Origin of the sequence: Pontimonas salivibrio, assembly GCF_002950575.1 — a bacterium.
Classification (GTDB): domain Bacteria; phylum Actinomycetota; class Actinomycetes; order Actinomycetales; family Microbacteriaceae; genus Pontimonas; species Pontimonas salivibrio.
Genome location: NZ_CP026923.1, coordinates 685,094 through 700,048, shown reverse-complemented (window position 1 = coordinate 700,048; position 14,955 = coordinate 685,094). Strand labels below are relative to the sequence as shown.

The following is a 14,955-nucleotide window of genomic DNA, read 5'->3' as shown; positions in this document are numbered from 1 at the left end:
ACCTTAGAAAGTCTGACCGGAGGCGGGAACGTCCCCGCTGGTCTCGAAGTGGCGAATCTGGCTGATCCTCCGAACGTGCCGCTCATCACCGCTAAACGCGGTGGCGATGAACGCCTCAATGAGCATCACCGCCTCATCAAAACCGTGCTGCCTGGCCCCAATAGCCGCCACGTTCGCGTCGTTGTGTTCCCGAGCCAAAACCGCTGTGTCGCGATTCCAAATTAACGCTGCTCGTACCCCGGGGACTTTATTTGCGGCAATTTGTTCACCATTTCCCGAGCCACCCAAGACAATTCCGAGAGCCTCCACGCCCGCCAACTGATCGGCCACCACTGCCTGCCCGGCCGCAATGCAGAACCCTGGGTAGTCATCAAGTGCGTCAAAAACTGTGGGCCCATGATCGATGACTTCGTGTCCCCCGCCTTCCAAGTGGTCGGCCAGATCGCGCAGCAATTCAAGGCCGGCATGGTCGGTTGCTAAGTGAATGCGCATCGTGCCTTAGTCGCTAGAAAGTAACAGTCGGATTAACGAAGGAGAGCTCCCCTGCATTAAAACCTATTTTGCCGTATTGTAGGTTATTCCGAAGCGTGGATGGAGTTGTCTTGAGCTTTCCCGAATTTCGCCGAGCAGTGCGCGGCTATGACCCAGACGAGGTCAGCCGCTTCGTTGGCGAACTCCAAAGCCGAATTGACAAGCTCGAGCAGGAGCAGTCTGAGCACGCCAGAGACAACCAACGGCTCAGCCGTGAGCTTCAAGAAGCCAATGAACGTGCCGGCCGCGCGAAGCCCAGCTTCGCCGAATTAGGTTCCGCCTTCGAAGAGACTCTTCGCCTCGCAGAAGCCCAGTCTCAAAAGATTGTCCAAGAGGCGTCAGCTGAAGCGACTGATGTGTTGGCTAACGCCCGTAGCGAATCCACCAAGATGCGCGAAGACGCTGCGAAAGAGTCACGCAAGACCGTGTCGGAAGCACAGCGGGCAGCGGAGGACCTTCGCCTTGACAGTGAACGCGAAGCCGCTCAGCTGCGCCAGCAAGCTGCCGACGAAATTGCCAAAGCCACCAACACGCGTACCCGCGCGGAGCGCGCGGCCGCCACAATGATCAGCCAGGCCGAAAAACAGGTCTCTGAAATCAAAGCCGAAGCGTCCCGTCAGGTCGAACAGCTCAAACGTGAAGCATCCGAACTTCTCCACGCTGCCCAAGAACGCGCAGTGGCAACCGATGCATCCATTCGTCAACAGATTGACGAGGCGGAACGTGCTCGGGCCACTATCCATGAAGAGGCCGACGAATACGCCCAGAAGGCCTACCAACAAGCTGACCTGCACGTGCAAAACGCCGCCAAGCGCGCAACCGACCTCGGTCAGGAAGCCGACCAGGTCCTCAAAGCGTCCCAACAGCGAGCTGACGACCTCACCCGGGAAGCCAGGAGCTATTCGGAGCGACTCATATCTGAAACGGTTAATCGCTCTCGCGGTATTGCCCGCGACACTGAAGACTTGGTCAACTCGATGGTCAGCGATGCAGAAAGCCACATGAGTGACCTGCGCCGCCAGCAAGCGATGCTAGACGAATATGTGCAAAAGATGCGTCGCGCGGCCAGTGAAGTCGACCTCGAAATCACCAGCCTGCAGGCACCGAGCCTTGAAGATATGAAGCCGATTTCTCCGCAAGCTCCGGCTGAAGCCGCCGAGTCGGAAGAAATGCTTGACGCCGTTGAGGTTCCCATCGAGGAATCTCGCGACAAGTAACAGGCCTCGGGCCGTACACTCTCGGTAAAGGTTCCCGAGATGAGGGCACTGTTCTGTCTCGGCCATTGGAGCACCTAGATATTGTGTTGTTGGCCTGTGGCCCGCTGAAATCGTAAGGAGAGCGAATTGCCCGGTGAGAACCTGACCCGTAAAGAGGCCAAGTCCCGCGCAAGGGATCTCACCACACGTTCCTACCTGCTGGACATTGACCTGTCTCAGGCCGCCTCGTCAGACACTTTTCGCACCCACGCCACCATCCACTTTCTCGCGACCGCCGGTAAGCCAACGTTCATCGATGCGCTTGCCCATGTCGTTCACCGAGTGACCTTGAACGGTCGTGAACTAGTGGTCGATGACGTCTTCGACGGATCCCGCATTGCTTTAGATGACTTAGGCGCCGAAAACGAACTGGTGATTGAGGCTGATTTTTCCTACACAAACACCGGCGAAGGTCTGCACAAGTTTGTCGACCCTGTCGACGGTGAGGTGTACCTCTACAGCCAGTTCGAAGTGCCCGATTCGAGGCGAGTGTTTCCGGTCTTCGAACAGCCCGACCTCAAGGCCACGTTCGAGTTTCAGATCAGGGCGCCACAAGGCTGGACCGTGGTGAGCAACCAGGCCACACCTGAGGCCAAGCAGGATCAGGGCTCCCTCGTGTTTTCTTTCTCCCCCACACCCCGCATTTCCAGCTACATCACCGCGCTTATTGCGGGTCCCTACCAGGTGGTGCGGGACGAACTCACCAGCTCTCAGGGCAAAACGGTTCCTCTAGGTATTTACGCCAGACAGTCACTGTTTGAGTATTTGGATCCGGACTACCTCTTTGACGTCACCAAAAAAGGTTTCGCCTACTTTGAGGAAAAGTTTTCCTACCCGTACCCCTTTGATAAGTACGACCAGTTGTTCGTGCCCGAATTTAACGCTGGGGCAATGGAAAACGCAGGCGCAGTGACCTTCACCGAAAACTACGTCTTCCGAGGTGAAGTGTCTGACGCGATGCGCGAGCGACGCGTTGTCACCGTCCTTCACGAGCTTGCCCACATGTGGTTTGGTGACTTGGTCACCATGCGCTGGTGGAACGACCTGTGGCTCAATGAGTCGTTTGCGGAATGGGCATCCACTATCGCCACAGCCGAAGCAACAGAGTGGACAGAGGCGTGGACCACTTTCCAAGCGATGGAAAAAAACTGGGCCTACCGCCAAGATCAGTTGCCCTCAACCCACCCCATTGTGGCGACGATCAACGACTTAGAAGACGTCCAAGTGAACTTCGACGGCATCACCTACGCCAAGGGTGGTTCTGTGTTGAAACAACTGGTTGCCTGGGTGGGCCGCGATGCCTTTTTCCAAGGCGTCGCGAACTATTTCCACAAACACGCCTGGCTGAACACCGAACTTCGTGACCTGCTCTCCGAATTGGAAGTTACCAGCGGTCGGGACCTTTCTGGTTGGTCCAAGAAATGGCTAGAAACTGCCGGTGTCAATACTCTGCGACCCGAAATGACTGTCGATTCCGACGGCGTATTGACCTCATTTGCCATTGTTCAAACTGCGCCGGAAGATTGGCCCACCATTCGCCCGCACCGTCTCGCCATTGGCGTCTACCGTGACACCGGATCGGCCGTCGAGCGTGTTCACCGAGTGGAGTGTGACGTCGACGGTCCACGCACGGAAATCACCGAACTGGTGGGTGTTCACCGCAGTGACATGATTCTCATCAACGACGACGATTTGGCATACGCCAAGATCCGACTGGATGAGCAATCTGAAGCGTTTGCCCGTGAGCATTTAGACAAGATCGCCTCCCCGCTTGCACGCTCCCTGGTGTGGTCAGCGACCTGGGATGCCACCCGGGATGGCGAAATGCCCGCCCGGGATTTCCGGAAACTGATTGTGGCCAACCTCGAAGCGGAAACAGAAAGCACCACAGTGCGCACCGTTCTCGGGCAATTGCGTGTGGTCAGCACCATTTACGCGGACCCCGCGACCACCAGGCAAGCACAGAGTGAGGTTGCCGATCGTCTCTGGGAGATGACCTTGGCGGCCACACCAGGAAGTGACAACCAATTCCAGTTCCTGAAAGCGTTCAGCCAAATGGCGACCACTTCAGAGCACGCCGGTATTCTGCGCGGTCTTCGAGACGGTTCCACTGTGTTGCCCAAACGCCCTCTTGATACCGATCTGCACTGGGATGTCCTGGGTGGTCTTGTCCTCCTGGGTGAAGCAGGCGCAGAAGAGATCACTGCCCAACGAGAGATGGACAACACCTCCAACGGACACCAGGCAGCCGCTCGACTCCACGCAATGATTCCCACCCCTGAAGCGAAAGCAAACACTTTCAACACGCTGATCAGCGATGAGACAATGCCCAACGCGCTCGTGCGTGCCGCCACAATCGGCTACACCCACGTCAATGATGCGTCCCTGCTGGAAGGCCTGGTTGCGCCCTACTTTGAGCAGTTGAGCTCAATCTGGGAATCCCGCAGCTACAAAATGGCCGAGTATCTCGTCGAAGGTCTCTTCCCCGCTCCCCTGGCCTCAGCCGCGCTGGAGGAGGCCTGCGTGGAGTGGCTCGCCGAGAACGACGGCCCGCCGGCCCTTCGCAGGATGATCGAAGAGAACTTGGCCGGTGTGATTCGTGCTCGCACCGCACAACAGCGCGACCTCAACGCTGGCTGAATTCCACCGTCCACTGCGCCGTTAGCATGGGGCCATGGATGATCAAGAGCCCGAGTGGTGGATTACGGTCGTAGAGTTTTTTGGTGACAACGAGCGTGTCGCCCAGATTGTGTTGACTCTTCTCAGTGGGGTTATCGCCATCGTGTTGTTGCGCGTCGCAATCAGCCGAATCGTCAACCGAGTTGTCACCGATGTGAAAAAGCGCCACGGAGCCGAAGACACCCAGGCGCTTACGATGAGTCCTGTTGAGGCGATGCGGCAGGTGCAACGCACCAGAACGTTAGGGTCCGTGCTGAATTCCTTCGCGGGTTGGACCGTCGGCATTGTGGTGGTCTTGATGGTCCTTGCGGAAGCGGGAGTATCCGTCACACCTCTGATTGCCAGTGCCGGAATCCTGGGGGCGGCGATTGGTTTTGGGGCTCAATCCCTCGTGCGTGATGTGCTGAACGGGCTATTCATGGTCTTTGAAGACCAATTGGGCGTAGGTGATGTGGTGAACGTGGGTGAAGTCTCCGGAGTCGTTGAGCGCCTAGGGGTTCGGGTGACTGAAATCAGAGACGTCGACGGGACCCTGTGGTTTGTCCGAAACGGAGAAATCATTCGTGTGGGCAACTACAGTCAAGACTGGGCCAGGGTGGTAGTCGATATCCCCATCCCCTACGAGTCTGACGTCTCAGAAGTTCAAGACCGCCTGTTGGACACCGCAAAAGCGTTTAGCCAACATCCTGACTGGCGACGGAAAGTCCTGGCGGAGCCGGAGATTTGGGGCATCGAATCTATTTCTGCTGAAGCTCTCGTGGTTCGCATGGTGGTGAAAGTCCGCGGTGGTGAACAGTGGGCGGCCAAACGTGCCCTGCACGCCGAGATCAAGAAGGCTTTGGACCACGAAGGCATCGATTTGCCACCTCTGAACCGTATGGTCCTTGATGGGATTCAAGGTGTCCGAAGTGCCACCAAACGGGCAGCCACCGACGCAGCAGAGAAGCCTGAGTGATGGCGTGAGTGACAGTATCGGTGGCGCTGCGCCATCGTTTTATGAACAAATCGGCGGCCATGCCACGTTTGACAAGCTGGTGCGCCGCTTTTACGAGGGCATTAAAAGCGACCCCGTTCTTGCCCCCATGTATCCCGAGGATGACATGGAGGGAGCCATTTGGCGCCTCACCGCGTTTCTTGAGCAGTATTGGGGTGGACCCACCACCTACTCCGAGCAGCGGGGTCACCCGCGTCTGCGGATGCGACACCAGCCTTTTAAAGTCAACCCGGATGCGAAAGAGCGTTGGCTAGGACACATGGAAGTGGCCGTGAATGAGTTGGAGCTTCCGGAGCTTCAACGCGCCACCCTGTGGGACTATCTGGAGCGCGCAGCACTGAGCATGGTCAATACTTTCGAGAATTAATCGTTCGCCTCTGGTTCGCCGAGGCCCTCTGGCTCGCTGTGTCCTTTCACCAGGACATATCCGTGGAGCGCGCTGAGTCGAATCCAGTGCCCTGAGGTGTGAACAGCAAGGGAGCGTTGGTCGAGTAAGCCCAACGCGTCGGCAGCAAAACCTGCGGCCCAAGGAATGGACTTTTTATGGGGCATTGGTTGGCCCCACACTTCAGAGCGCACTTTCTGCAACACCGATTCACCCACCGAATCAGGTATCGCCTCGGAAATGGCTTCAATTCCCCTGCGGGCAGCGTCTCCCAGTTGCGAGGCTGGTATTCCCATCCGCCGCTTCCACCCTTCTCTAGGCGGAGTGATTGCCGGCCATTGGATGGATGGCGCGGCAGTGGGAAGGGTCACCTCAACTTCTCCTTGCTGGGCTTTTTTATCCGAGCTATCAACGTCTTGTTGCTCCAGCGCTTGCTCGATTCGATGCATGAACGACTCGATTGGCACGACTTGGTCAAATTGCTGGTCGGTTGGGATTTCCGCAACCCTCAAACCCAAGACGGTGGGGGTTTGGTCCAGTAGACCTCGAGGCATCAAAATTCCGACATAGCATTGGGCGAATCCGTCTGACGCCACAATCCTCGTGTTGCCGTCGATTACCCGACGTGCACGCCCAAGGAAGCTCAACAGATCACCCGCCACCGCGGGGGATGCAAGGGTGAGGGTGGGGCTCATCTGCTACCTCTCCCCCGTGGGTTCACCACGGGGATTGGGATGCGTTAGTCGCGGGTTAGTTTGCGATAGGTCGAACGGTGTGGTGTGGCCGCTTCGGGTCCTAAACGCTCGATCTTGTTTTCTTCGTAGGCTTCGAAGTTTCCTTCAAACCAGTACCAGTTCGCTGGGTTTGCTTCAGTGCCTTCGTAGGCCAAGATGTGGGTGGCGACTCGGTCGAGGAACCACCGATCGTGGGTAATCACCACCGCACAGCCGGGGAACTCCAAGAGGGCGTTTTCCAGGCTGGAGAGGGTTTCCACATCGAGGTCGTTTGTGGGTTCGTCAAGAAGCAACAAGTTGCCACCCTGTTTCAGGGTGAGGGCGAGGTTGAGACGGTTTCGCTCTCCACCGGAGAGCACCCCCGCTTTCTTCTGCTGGTCGGGACCCTTGAAACCAAAGCTGGAGACGTAGGCGCGGGAAGGAATTTCGACGTTTCCGACCTGGATGATGTCCAGGCCGTCAGAAACCACTTCCCACAGGCTCTTGTTGGGGTCAATGCCCGAGCGACCTTGGTCGACGTAACTGATTTTGACACTCTCACCAATTTTGAGCTCGCCGCCGTCTAAGGGTTCGAGCCCCACAATGGTTTTAAACAGGGTCGACTTTCCGACACCGTTGGGTCCAATAATTCCGACAATGCCGTTTCGGGGAAGACTGAAACTCAGTCCATCAATGAGGACACGATCGCCGAAGCCTTTGTTGAGGTTGTGGGCTTCGAGCACCATGGCACCCAGGCGAGGCCCGGGCGGAATCTGAATTTCTTCGAAGTCGAGCTTCTTGGTGCGCTCCGCCTCGTCAGCCATCTCCTCATAACGCGAGAGTCGCGCTTTGGATTTCGCTTGACGACCTTTTTGGTTGCTTCGCACCCAGTCGAGTTCTTCGGCCAGTCGCTTCGCCAGTTTTTGGTCTTTTTTGCCTTGGACTTGGAGACGCTCGGCTTTCTTCTCCAAATACGTCGTGTAGTTGCCTTCGTAGGGGTAGAGGCGACCACGGTCAACTTCAGCAATCCACTGGGCCACGTGGTCCAAGAAGTAGCGATCGTGTGTGATGGCGATGACCGCACCGTGGTACTTCGAGAGGTGCTGCTCTAACCACAACACGCTTTCGGCATCGAGGTGGTTGGTGGGCTCATCAAGCAACAGCAGGTCTGGTTTTTCCAGCAACAGTTTGCACAGTGCCACGCGGCGTTTTTCTCCACCGGAGAGGTGCGTGATGGACTCGTCGGAGGGTGGGCAGCGCAGGGCGTCCAGCGCCTGCTCTAACTGGGAGTCAAGATCCCATGCGTCGGCGGCATCAATCGCTTCTTGAAGCGTGCCCATTTCTGCCATCAGCGCGTCAAAGTCAGCATCGGGGTTTGCCATCTCGGCGGAAATTTCGTTGAACCGCTCGACTTTGGAATAGATTTCTCGCACACCGTCGCGGACGTTTTCGATGACCGTCTTGGTTTCATCAAGTTCCGGTTCTTGCATCAAGATGCCGACGCTGTAGCCGGGGCTGAGGGTGGCATCGCCGTTGCTGGGCTCATCGAGCCCAGCCATGATTTTCAGGATGGTTGATTTACCGGCCCCGTTAGGGCCCACCATGCCGATCTTCGCTCCGGGGTAGAACGACATGGTGACATCGTCGAGGATGACCTTGTCTCCCACTGTTTTGCGGGCTTTGATCATGGTGTAAACGAATTCGGCCATAGCTATCAGTCTAGAGTTTCACGCTCGAGCACGAGACAGCGACCATCAGGAAGTGGCGCTACGACATCGACGGCGAGCCATTCGTCGGTGTATTGACCCACAAGGCATTCACCAGCAAAGGCGACCGCCACACTGACCGAATCTGCTGGCAGGGCGATTAGCGACTTTTCTGGAGTCATTTCGATATCAGCGGCCTGGAAGCCTGCGCCGATCAGGGCCTGGGTGATGTCCTCAGCCGACACCGGAAGCACACCGGCACCGCTCTCGGCCAGAGTGTGTTCAAAAAACGGAAGATTGGTTGCGGCTGGAAGGTCGGGGTAAAACTCTGGCGGGGCCTCGGGCTGGGACGACTCATCCGGGTTGGGCTGCACCTCATTGATCCCGGCACTGGTCTCAGCTGGCGGGCTGGTGTCCGTGGGTCCTGTGCAGCCAGCGAGGACGCTCAGGGTGGTCACCGCAGCCAACATGCCGGCACACCGTTTCACCCTTAGCGTCCTCTCTTAGCGGAAGACCCCAGTCTAGAAGGAGTCGGCGCAGGCTGGGCCTGAGCGCTAAGCCACCTCCGGATCATCCTCGGATTCCAGCTGTTCAACAAGACGGGTGTTCTTGGTGTACTCGGTGGTGCCCCAGAGGAGATCGTGCCCCAGTGATTCGGCTTCGATCTCGACTGCGGTCCCCGTGGAGCTGTCGTTTTCCCATTCCCGCACGCGAACCCTTCCGGCAACGACTACGCGGTCACCCTTGTGGATGCTGTCGTGGGTGTTTTGCGCCAGTTGGCGAAAAGCGACCACGGTAAACCAGTTGGTGTCGAGATCGACCCATTTGTTTTCCCTGGTGTCAAAACGTCGGCGGTTGGAGGCTAGCCGAAAGCTGGTGATGGCAAGGCCCTCCGCGGTGGTGACGTGGCGTGGCATCGTGGCCACAATTCCGGCAGTACTCATTGTGCTCATTTTTTGGTTCCCCTTGTGCGTCGGTGTGATGCCCGTACGGGCAGGCATACCCTGACAAAAACCACTGAGTTGCAGACAGTGTGCCTGCCTTTTAGGGGAGAGCTAAAGCGCCACCGTTGACTGTGGACAAAACGCCTTTATGGGGAATTAGCTCTGCAGGTAAGGCTGGAAGCTTTGGCGTACTTTTTTGACCTTCGGGGCCGCAACAGCCAAACAGTAACCCTGGGTGGGGTTCTTCGCGAAGAAATCCTGGTGGTAATCCTCAGCCTGGTAGTAGGGCCCCAACGGCGAAATCTCGGTCACCACATCGCCATCCCACATCTCCGCCGCACGCTCACGGGCTGCCTCAAAGAGTGCCTTCTCTTCTTCATCGTGGTAAAACATCGCCGAGCGGTACTGGGTTCCCACATCAGCGCCTTGGCGATTGAGTTGCCGGGGGTCGTGGATGGTGAAAAACACGTCCAAGATGACGTCGGAGGGAATTACCTCCGGATCAAACGACACGGCAACAGCTTCAGCGTGGCCCGTCTGCCCGGTACACACCGACTCGTAAGTGGGGTGATCGTCTTCACCTCCGGTGTAACCGGAGATGACGTCGTGTACCCCGCGCAGCACGCGATAGGCCGCATCGAGACACCAGAAACAACCACCAGCAAGCACGTAGGTTTTCATGCCTTTCAGGGTACAAAAGTCCTCTGCCAAAACGCCGAAAAGTGCGAAAGCGCACAATCAAGAAAGTGCCTGGTGATGTGTCATGCTGGTGGGCGTGAAGATGCCCCATTGCGCGACCCGATAACCCGTGGGTTACGTATACGCCTTCACGGCGGCTCTACTTTTTGGTGCCAACGGTAGCGTCACCAAAGTGATGATGGAAGCCGGCTTCACCGCTCTTCAGGTCACCCAGTTGAGGGTCTTAGGCTCTTCGTTGATTGCCGGCTTAGTGCTGCTCATTCTGGATCCCCGCTCCTTTAGGGTTCTTCGCCAGCAGTGGATACCCATCGCCTCGATGGGGGTATTCGGCATTGCCGTGTTGCAGGCCGCCTACGCCACCGCCATCCAACTGCTCCCGGTGGGCATTGCTTTGTTGTTGGAGTACCTCGCCGTACCGATGGTCGCCATTTTTGCCCTCGTCGTCTTCAAAGAACGCGTGCGCACACGAATATGGGTCTCTATTGGTTTGGTCATCGCCGGGTTGTTCCTGGTGGCACAAATTTGGGCAGCGAACCTCAACATTTTTGGTGTCATTGCCGGTCTGATCTCAGCACTGAGTCTCAGCACCTACCTGCTGGTGGGTGAGCGCCAACTAGAAACCATTTCTCCCCTCGCGCTGATGTTTTGGGTGATGACCATCGCGAGTGTGTTTTGGGCATTTTTTAGCGGCTGGTGGAATATCGACCCCGGCCTCCTTCTCGAGTCGGTGTCCCTCTCGGGTAACCTCGCCGCGTTTTCCGCACCAATGTGGGCGTTGTTGGCGTGGAACGTGGTGATGGGTTCGTTCGTGACCTACCTGATGAGTTTGGAATCGATCCGACTGCTCTCGGCCACCCCCGCCGGTATTGCCACCACCAGCGAAGTAGCCTTTGCCTTCCTCGTGGCCTGGTTGTGGTTGGAAGAAGCACTGAACACGCCCCAACTCATCGGGGCCATTGTGGTCCTTGCCGGCATTGTGGTCGCTCAAACCGCGCGTCGCGAAGCTGTACCCGTGTATGCCGATTTGGCCATAGAAACTGGCCCCATTGTTCTGCCAGAGTGGTTACACGACGAATACGACAAAGAACACCACTCTGAATCACCAGAAGAGCCAAAGGACAACACTCCGTGAAAGCCATATTCACCCCCCTCGTCATCGGCACCCTGATTGCCGCCGCCGTCAATTCAGTGATTTTTCTCATCGCGGCCGAACTGCTCGGCGAGGAGTTCATTGTTGACCCCGACGGCATCGGAGGCGAGCCCCGCATGGTCGTCCCCGCAATCATGCCCGCCGTGTTCACCGTGTTTCAAGCCATCGTCGGTGGTGTGATTGCTGCGGCGATTGCCCTCGCCACCAAGAGCCCCAAATACACCTGGCGGTTAATCACCCTGGTCGGGTTGTCCTTGAGTTTTGTCCCCACCGCGTTCGCCTCACTGGGTGAAACCTCCACGTTCTTGTGGCTCTCGGCCATGCACGTCGTGGCCGGAGCACTCGTGATTCCTTTAGTCGAACGAGTACTCCCCGCCGACAAGAACAAGGCGGCAGACGGCGAGACTACCGACACTTCGGACACCACAGATGCGACAGACACCGCCGGGCTTAAAAAGCCCGCAGGCCAGGCACCTCCGGGCGATACCGCCTCCGACCACACACCGTAACCGCACACACAGCCACACGAAGAAACACGAAGACACGGACCGTGACCGATCTCATCATCCTGCCGGGAACCAGCCTTGAAGTGTCTTCACTGTGTTTTGGCGCCAACGTGTTCGGCTGGTCGATTCACGAACAGCGTGCGGCCAACGCCCTGCTCGATCATTTAGTGGGCGAAGGGGTGAACTTTTTCGATTCGGCCGATATGTATGTCCAATGGCATCCGGGTAACCACGGCGGTGAATCCGAGACAATGCTGGGTGCCTGGTTACGCGAGTCACAGATTCCCCGCGATGAGGTGGTCATTGCCACCAAAGTGGGCAAAATGACCAGTCGACCAGGCCTCAGCCCAGAAAACATTCGAATCGCCGCGGAGGAATCCCTCCAACGCTTAGGCATCGACACCATTGACCTGTACTACGCCCACTTTGACGATCAGACTGTCCCCCTGGAAGACACCATGGGAGCGTTTGCGGAGCTCATCGATCAGGGCAAAGTGTCCTACATCGGTGCCTCCAACTACAGCCCCCAGCGACTGGCCGAAGCACAACACATTGCAGAAAAGTTGGGTATCCCCCAACACATTGCCGTGCAAAACCACTACAACCTGGTTTACCGAGACGAATACGAAGCCGGCATGGCCGACTACGTCGAATCCCACCAACTGGCGGGACTTCCCTACTTTTCTCTGGCCAGTGGTTTTCTTGCCGGTGCCTACACCAGGGACTCACGGCCAGATAGCCCCAGAGTGCAGCGGGTATCGGACACCTATTTCTCGCCACGAAACTTTGACACCCTCGATCGACTCAACACTGTGGCCACGCGCCACGGTGTGGCACCGTCCACCGTGGCGCTGGAATGGCTGCGGGCCCAACCCGGCGTCAGCGCACCCATCGCGAGTGCCAGTCGCATCGACCAAGTGGCGCCACTTCTACAACGCGTTGAGCTCACGCCAGAAGACCTGAACTACCTCTCCAGCAGCAGTTAAATAAGGGTCTGGCCGATATAGCCCCCACGCTCACATCCCGGGGGTATGGCGTAAACAGCTGAACCCACCGGCGTCGTCCACAAATTCATCATGTCCATGTCGTCCAGTCGGCGCTGTACGGGAACAAACTGCCGTGAGGGGTTGTAACCGAAGGCTTCAAACAGGAGTCCAGCTTCTGGCTTACTCCCCACGCCGTGCTCGAGCTCGTAGTTGTAACCGCGCCGAGCAAACACCTCATCGGGTCGTTGAGCGTGAGCGCGGCGCATGTGGGCAAAGTCCGGAATCACCGGTAGCCCCCTGGCATCGCGCGCCTCAAAATCAGCCGCATCCTGTTCGACCTCACCGGTGAGTGGTGCTCCCGTATCCATCCGACGCCCGACAGCCCGTTCACGGTCTGGTCGGTCGACCTCATCCCAGGTATCCAAGTCCATCTGGATGCGGCGAAGGACCAGCCCGGTACCACCGTCTAGCCACCCTGGATTGCCTGTGCTGGCGCCCTCACCCCAGACGGCCCGGGCGAACGACGCGTCGCTGGGGTGTGGGCCTTGGGTGCCGTCGACTTGACCGAAGAGATTGCGCATGGTCGCGCCAGATGGCGCCGCACCAGGTGAGTGTCGAAAACCATCAAGACTCCACCGCAACGACACAAATGATCGGGTTTGCCGTGTGAGCACGCGCGCGCCGTGGGAAATCGCCACCAGATCATCGGCTTGCACAATGAGAAGCACATCACCGCCGGTGTACTGGGGGTCCAGTCGGTCAATGCCAAAGGCCGGCAGCGGCCCTAACCATGACGGCAACGCCATGCTTCCGGCAGCACGCCGGACCAGCTCAGGGCCAAAACCCACCGTCACCATCAGTCGCGAGGGCATCGACGCGAGTTCAGGCTCCGAGTCAGCCAATGGGGCTTTCCCTTCCGCCAATGATGCGGAGTCTTCCGTCACGATGCGCAACATCCGACGAATCCCTTCGGCACCGATTCCTGGGCGCAAATCGAATGTCAGGTATCGGGCAAAGCTGGTTGCCGGCTGTTCGAGCCCAGCTTGGTGCTCACCGTAGAAACGAACCATCGCCTCATGGCCCCAACCGGCTTGCTCGGTCTGACGGGTGTGGGCGGCATGGCCGCCCACACCCGTCGCAACCCCGAGTCCGACAAGGCCCGCAGACGCCGTTGCACCCTGCATCAGTGCCCGTCTGCTCACTCGGGGCGCGTTCACGGCATCTGCCCTCCGTGGCCGGGTTCGTACTCTTCCATGGCGCCGGCATAGTCGCGCACCTCAGCGACCACCTCGAGCGGCTCCCCGGTGTCGAGCTCTAGTGTCACGAGGACACTGTCTCCCGGAAGCAACGGGCCGGCCAAGCCCATCAACATAATGTGGTCGGCCCCTGGTTCAAGCACCCGGGTGCTGTCTGGCGGAACGACGACGCCACCGGGTTTCTCCCGCATCACGCCATCAACGACCTCGTGGAGTTCCACCTGTTGGGCGGCCTCAGAGCGACCACCCACAATCGTCACCGGCTCGGAGCCGGTGTTGGTGATGTCAGCAAACACAGCTGTCATTCCCGAGTCGGCCGCCTTAGCCCAAGCCCGTTCCACGACGGGTGGCTCCGGTGTGGCAGCGCAACCCGCAAGGGTCATAATCGCCACAGAAGCAAGGGCCAACGGTATTTTCCATGCAGTTCTTTGAGTCATTACACAGTCCTTTCACGCGTGTCTAGATGGCACGACGAGTCGTCGTGCGGTCGATGCACAGAGGCATCCGAAAAAGAAAGACGTTAGTGAGCAGACAGCGGTGGGGCTCGCAAGGTGTGGCCGGTAAGCCGGTATATTTCGCGGGCCCGATCAGGGACAAACAGTGTGTGGATGGTGGGCGCTTCGGGTAAGAACACTGCAGGTTGTGTGGGCAGTGACACGAGTCGATGCACGGCATGGGTCATGAGCGTGGTCAGTGTGAGCGATAACCGCCTGATTCGCTCGGCCAGCACAATCGCCACGCCAGTCACCACCGCTGCCACCAGGTGGCCCAGCGTCATGGGTAACTCGCTCAGAATGGTGGGCTCCCACACCGCTTCGGAATGGTGGGTGTGCCCCTGGGCGGCATACGGACTGCCCAAAACCGCCAGCTCGTGAAACATCCATTGGCCTGACAGGGCTGTGGCAGCGATGCCTACTGTGGAGCGCTTGCGCAACAACATGGCCCCGAGCAAGGTGGTCAGGACCAGCGCTGGAAGAAATCCCAAGACACCCGGTAATGACCCGCCCAGCATGACGTGCGCCGCGGCGCCCGTGCCGACGCCCGTTGCCGCAGCAGTTCCCGAGCGCCACATCCACGCACTGCGCTCTGTGCGAGATGTTGCCAACGGACTGCCCTTTCTGTGCCCAGAACCACGAGTTTCGGGGGGAAA

At 58.2% G+C, this 14,955-nt stretch carries 16 protein-coding genes; 7 read left to right on the top strand and 9 right to left on the bottom strand.

The features are described 5' to 3' along the window. Nucleotides 1-3: 3 nt before the first annotated feature. On the bottom strand, nucleotides 4-492 hold the full coding sequence (locus tag C3B54_RS03640; protein ID WP_104913290.1) for a ribose-5-phosphate isomerase: 489 nt from the start codon (nucleotides 490-492) through the stop codon (nucleotides 4-6). Between the two features lie 95 nt (nucleotides 493-587). Between C3B54_RS03640 and C3B54_RS03635 the strand changes: the two genes are divergently transcribed. From C3B54_RS03635 to C3B54_RS03620, 4 genes are all read left to right on the top strand, one after another. After that, a complete protein-coding gene (locus C3B54_RS03635) occupies nucleotides 588-1,748 on the top strand; it encodes a DivIVA domain-containing protein (protein WP_158665509.1) in 1,161 nt (386 codons plus the stop codon). Between the two features lie 126 nt (nucleotides 1,749-1,874). After that, nucleotides 1,875-4,427: an aminopeptidase N gene (pepN, locus tag C3B54_RS03630; RefSeq protein ID WP_104913288.1), complete on the top strand. Its 2,553-nt coding sequence runs from the start codon at nucleotides 1,875-1,877 to the stop codon at nucleotides 4,425-4,427. Nucleotides 4,428-4,461: 34 nt separating this feature from the next. After that, nucleotides 4,462-5,421 carry a mechanosensitive ion channel family protein gene (locus tag C3B54_RS03625; protein ID WP_104913287.1) on the top strand — a complete coding sequence of 320 codons (960 nt, stop codon included), beginning with the start codon at nucleotides 4,462-4,464 and terminating at the stop codon, nucleotides 5,419-5,421. Then, nucleotides 5,354-5,827: a globin gene (locus C3B54_RS03620; protein ID WP_104913286.1), complete on the top strand. Its 474-nt coding sequence runs from the start codon at nucleotides 5,354-5,356 to the stop codon at nucleotides 5,825-5,827. The genes C3B54_RS03625 and C3B54_RS03620 overlap by 68 nt, the downstream gene beginning before the upstream one ends. Here C3B54_RS03620 and C3B54_RS03615 read toward each other — a convergent pair. The 5 genes from C3B54_RS03615 to msrA all read right to left on the bottom strand — a co-directional run bounded on the left by C3B54_RS03615 (nucleotide 5,824) and on the right by msrA (nucleotide 9,889). Further along, nucleotides 5,824-6,540 carry a DUF8185 domain-containing protein gene (locus C3B54_RS03615; RefSeq protein ID WP_104913285.1) on the bottom strand — a complete coding sequence of 239 codons (717 nt, stop codon included), beginning with the start codon at nucleotides 6,538-6,540 and terminating at the stop codon, nucleotides 5,824-5,826. The genes C3B54_RS03620 and C3B54_RS03615 overlap by 4 nt on opposite strands. Nucleotides 6,541-6,584: 44 nt before the next feature. Further along, nucleotides 6,585-8,267 carry an energy-dependent translational throttle protein EttA gene (gene ettA / locus C3B54_RS03610; protein ID WP_104913284.1) on the bottom strand — a complete coding sequence of 561 codons (1,683 nt, stop codon included), beginning with the start codon at nucleotides 8,265-8,267 and terminating at the stop codon, nucleotides 6,585-6,587. Nucleotides 8,268-8,272: 5 nt separating this feature from the next. After that, nucleotides 8,273-8,752 (bottom strand): DUF6993 domain-containing protein, encoded by a 480-nt coding sequence (locus C3B54_RS03605; protein WP_158665508.1) that lies wholly within the window; start codon nucleotides 8,750-8,752, stop codon nucleotides 8,273-8,275. Nucleotides 8,753-8,818: 66 nt separating this feature from the next. Beyond that, nucleotides 8,819-9,217: a single-stranded DNA-binding protein gene (locus C3B54_RS03600; RefSeq protein ID WP_158665507.1), complete on the bottom strand. Its 399-nt coding sequence runs from the start codon at nucleotides 9,215-9,217 to the stop codon at nucleotides 8,819-8,821. Nucleotides 9,218-9,364: 147 nt separating this feature from the next. Beyond that, nucleotides 9,365-9,889, bottom strand: coding sequence for a peptide-methionine (S)-S-oxide reductase MsrA (gene msrA, locus C3B54_RS03595; protein WP_104913281.1), 525 nt, complete (start codon nucleotides 9,887-9,889; stop codon nucleotides 9,365-9,367). Nucleotides 9,890-10,016: 127 nt separating this feature from the next. Here msrA and C3B54_RS03590 point away from each other — a divergent pair, with 127 nt between their 5' ends. From C3B54_RS03590 to C3B54_RS03580, 3 genes are read left to right on the top strand one after another with little or no spacing between them, the layout of a single operon-like run. Beyond that, nucleotides 10,017-11,039, top strand: coding sequence for a DMT family transporter (locus C3B54_RS03590; RefSeq protein WP_104913280.1), 1,023 nt, complete (start codon nucleotides 10,017-10,019; stop codon nucleotides 11,037-11,039). Beyond that, nucleotides 11,036-11,566: a DUF6069 family protein gene (locus C3B54_RS03585; RefSeq protein ID WP_104913279.1), complete on the top strand. Its 531-nt coding sequence runs from the start codon at nucleotides 11,036-11,038 to the stop codon at nucleotides 11,564-11,566. The genes C3B54_RS03590 and C3B54_RS03585 overlap by 4 nt, the downstream gene beginning before the upstream one ends. A gap of 41 nt (nucleotides 11,567-11,607) precedes the next feature. Next, nucleotides 11,608-12,549 carry an aldo/keto reductase gene (locus C3B54_RS03580; protein ID WP_211286339.1) on the top strand — a complete coding sequence of 314 codons (942 nt, stop codon included), beginning with the start codon at nucleotides 11,608-11,610 and terminating at the stop codon, nucleotides 12,547-12,549. Here the strand turns inward: C3B54_RS03580 and C3B54_RS03575 are convergent. The 3 genes from C3B54_RS03575 to C3B54_RS03565 all read right to left on the bottom strand — a co-directional run bounded on the left by C3B54_RS03575 (nucleotide 12,546) and on the right by C3B54_RS03565 (nucleotide 14,910). After that, nucleotides 12,546-13,766, bottom strand: coding sequence for a Dyp-type peroxidase (locus C3B54_RS03575; RefSeq protein WP_245867994.1), 1,221 nt, complete (start codon nucleotides 13,764-13,766; stop codon nucleotides 12,546-12,548). The two genes, C3B54_RS03580 and C3B54_RS03575, sit on opposite strands and share 4 nt — an antisense overlap. Further along, entirely contained in the window at nucleotides 13,763-14,242 is a 480-nt protein-coding gene (locus tag C3B54_RS03570; RefSeq protein ID WP_104913277.1) for a copper chaperone PCu(A)C, read from the bottom strand. Before C3B54_RS03570 ends, C3B54_RS03575 begins: the two co-directional genes overlap by 4 nt. Before the next feature lie 83 nt (nucleotides 14,243-14,325). After that, a complete protein-coding gene (locus C3B54_RS03565) occupies nucleotides 14,326-14,910 on the bottom strand; it encodes a hypothetical protein (RefSeq protein WP_158665506.1) in 585 nt (194 codons plus the stop codon). Between the last annotated feature and the right edge of the window lie 45 nt (nucleotides 14,911-14,955).